Genomic DNA, 3365 nt, shown 5'->3' with positions numbered 1-3365 from the left:
CCCTAACGGGGAAGATAGATACAAAAAAGGAGCATTACTGCTCCCTTTTGTAACATCCACATTCTTAGCAATTCAAAAGCCGCTTAGAGGCACAAAGTAGACCAGTGTTGACCAAATTGCGATCCAGGCAACCACGACTGCCGTATCTGCCCAATCTTTATTCCACATACTGCCATCCTCATCAACCCATGTAGTAAGTGGAGAGCAGCAAAATCAATACCAGTATCTATTATCGACGTCGCTTTGTGTAAAGTTTGTGACTTTGATTCAAACAGTTTGGCTCATCGGTCAGGAGTTCAATAAAACAATCAGCCATGGACAAACTGGTCACACGTCCTTCTCCTTTCATCTCCTGCAATGCGTCGTACCCCTCTTTCCCTTTCATCGTATAGGCAGAAGAAGTCCCTCGATACCAAACATCATCTTGAACACCAACCCATTGTTTGCCATCAAAAATCACTAATGATTGAACTCTTTCACCTTTTGGGGCATCTGCGTGGTACTCGAAGTTTAAATTGTAAGTGTACGGATAACTGCCAGATCCAGTGCCTTCTACGCCATTGTTGAGTGCATTATTTATCGCGCCTTCAAGTGCACGGCGAATAGCGCTGCCTTTTACATCGTAAAAGCCGATAGGAACGGCAAAAGGCAACAGCCGTCCGGCAATGTCTGCCACTGTAATGTTGCCAGGGTTCAAAGAGGTTCGCACGCCACCCGCATTATGAATTGCAAATTGAACGTCATATCCACGTTTGTTTAAACAGTGCAGAAATGATCGGGCAACGGAGGAAGCCAACTCACTCTCACCAAATTCATCGGGAATTCTCACATGACGCTTTTTGGTGTCAACACTAGCAATGACTTGTGACTGTAACTGCCTGACCTGAGGAATATATTTATCGCTCAGGATCGCTTGAGTTTCCGGGTGTTTCTTACAAACCACGACATTCGGTTGACCATGGATGAAGTCGCACGCGGTTTCGAATACACCTTGGTCGAGCTGTTGGTTTAGCGTCGAGTCCCAAAAAATACGTCGACCCAGCAACAGTTCATTTTGTCCACTCAACATCGTTGCTTTACCGTGTTCATCAAACTCAATGACACAGTGCCCCATTGTCAAAGCATGGAAACCCGCTTGCACCACATAGGTATCATTAATTTTGATACCGTAGGGATCGTCTTGTCCTAACCCTATTGATGAAAAATCACCTTGCAACCGGTGGCTGTGTCCACCAACAATTATTCCAATACCTGCGACTTGCTCAGCTAACTCTAAATCACCTTCATAACCTAAGTGGCTCAGAAGAATAATATTTTTTATACCTGATGAATGGATTTGTTTTACGGTCGCCTTGGCGGTTTCAATTGCTGAGTGAAAAGGCGTGTCTGCATCAGGGTTTGCGATGTCGCTCATTTTATCTATGGATAATCCGAAAATCGCGACCCGCTCACCATGGAATTCTTTAACAATGTATTGAGCGCTCTGTGTATCCGGTTGTAACTATATACATCCTTGCAATCACTGATACGGTGAGGTTTTTTAAGTGATTCATTGGATAAATCCCAGTTGCCAGCAAGCAATGGGAACTGAGTACGTTGGCAAAACAATGCAACTGGCTCATTCCCCATATCTAATTCATGGTTACCTAACGCCATTGCATCAATCTTTAATGCGTTCAATAAGTCGGCATTGGCTTTGCCTTTAAATAGTGAGAAATACAGCGTGCCTTGGAAGCAATCTCCGGCATGGAGGAACAACATCCCATGACCTTGGCGCTGAGCATCATCTCTTAACTGCTCGACTCTGGTTGCGATACGAGAAAAGCCGCCAGCACTGACATAGGGTTCTAGCGTGAGTTCATTGTTTATCTTAAGCTTTAACTGTAATGACGTTGGTTCAAAGTAGGAATGTGTGTCATTGATGTGTGCCAGTTTGATTCTCACTGGCTTATGATTGTTATTCTCTTCATCTTCTCTTTTTTCATTCCTTATAATAATAAGAAGTGAATCATGACAGAATCATGAATTTTATGAAACTGCGATTTAGGGTTTCATGTTTAAGTGATCACGATGCTGTCCCCCGGCTTTGAAAACAAGCCTCGCTTGTAACGGTCTCTATTCAGTAAGAGGCTCTCGTAATTTTGTGAACTGAGCTTAACTCAAAAATTCCGAATTCATATATGCTTAGGAGTAGCAAAATAACTCTCGATAATTCAAATAATTGCAAGGAGGATTGAGATGAGACTAGAACGCATCGAAATCTCCGGGTTTAGAGGCATCAAACGCCTTTCACTCTCTTTTGACGAACTCACCACGCTCATCGGTGAAAACACGTGGGGCAAATCATCATTGCTCGATGCCCTTTCCATCGCACTACCTGCCAATGGCTCATTGTATCAATTCAAACTGAAAGATTTTCACGTTGACTACTCAATTTCTCATCCACAAACACAACACTTACAGATCATTGTTTGTTTTAAAGCACAGGATAAAAACGAAGTAAAAGCGGGACGCTACAGACGCATAAAGCCTACATGGTGCACCAACGAAGATGGTGAGCAAGTCATTTACTATCGTATTAGTGCGTCTCGCGATGAGCACGGCATTAATACAAAGTACGCGTTTTTGGATCATAACGGCAAACCCAAAAAACTTCACCACTCAGAGAAACTCGCTATTGAGTTAATGACACTTCATCCTGTAATCCGACTACGTGACTCCCGACGCTTCCCAGATTTAAACCATGTCAACGGCGATGGTAAAAATGCTCGGATTGAAAAACGAATCAACAACACCTGTCGACGCTTATTGGCTATGCCTGGCCATGTGAATAAAGGTGAGATTCGTAGTAGCCTCGACTCAATGCAAACGCTTGTTGAACACTATTTCGCGTTCAGAAGTGTCAGTAAAGGCAACCCACGCAAACCTCGTGATGGTCTTTTCTATACAAGCCCTTCCTCTGATAAAGGCTTGAGTCAGTTCTTGAAAGAAACCAATGACAAACAAAGCCGCTTGCTTTTAATGGGGTTACTCAATGCCTATCTTCAAGCTAAGGGTCCCACCGATTTAAGGCGCTGTGCGAGACCAATACTGATCATTGAAGATCCAGAAGGTCGACTGCATCCAACTCATCTAGCGAGAGCGTGGTCCTTATTGCAATTGTTGCCAATGCAAAAGATATTAACCACCAACAGTGGCACGTTACTCGGTTCTGTTCCACTGTATTCAATTCGACGTTTAATTCGGCTATCAGACAGAACCATCGCTAAGAGTTTAAACTCAACAAAGTTTGGTCGAGATGAGTTGCGCCGAATTGGTTTCCATATTCGTTTTCATCGTTCAGGAGCATTATTTGCACGGTCGGT

At 43.5% G+C, this 3365-nt stretch carries 1 protein-coding gene and 1 pseudogene; one reads left to right on the top strand and one right to left on the bottom strand.

Translation table 11 applies throughout. The features are described from left to right. Positions 1-229: 229 nt before the first annotated feature. A pseudogene (locus CAG68_RS15575) lies at positions 230-1985 on the bottom strand (bifunctional metallophosphatase/5'-nucleotidase). 253 nt (positions 1986-2238) lie between these two features. Here CAG68_RS15575 and CAG68_RS15570 point away from each other — a divergent pair. Beyond that, positions 2239-3365 (top strand): DUF2813 domain-containing protein (locus tag CAG68_RS15570; protein ID WP_161441341.1); only part of this gene is annotated, 1127 nt, incomplete at its 3' end.

The sequence above is a fragment of the Vibrio sp. V42_P2S4T144 genome (genome assembly GCF_009904715.1).
Classification (GTDB): domain Bacteria; phylum Pseudomonadota; class Gammaproteobacteria; order Enterobacterales; family Vibrionaceae; genus Vibrio; species Vibrio alginolyticus.
This window is presented reverse-complemented; position numbering and strand designations above follow the sequence as displayed.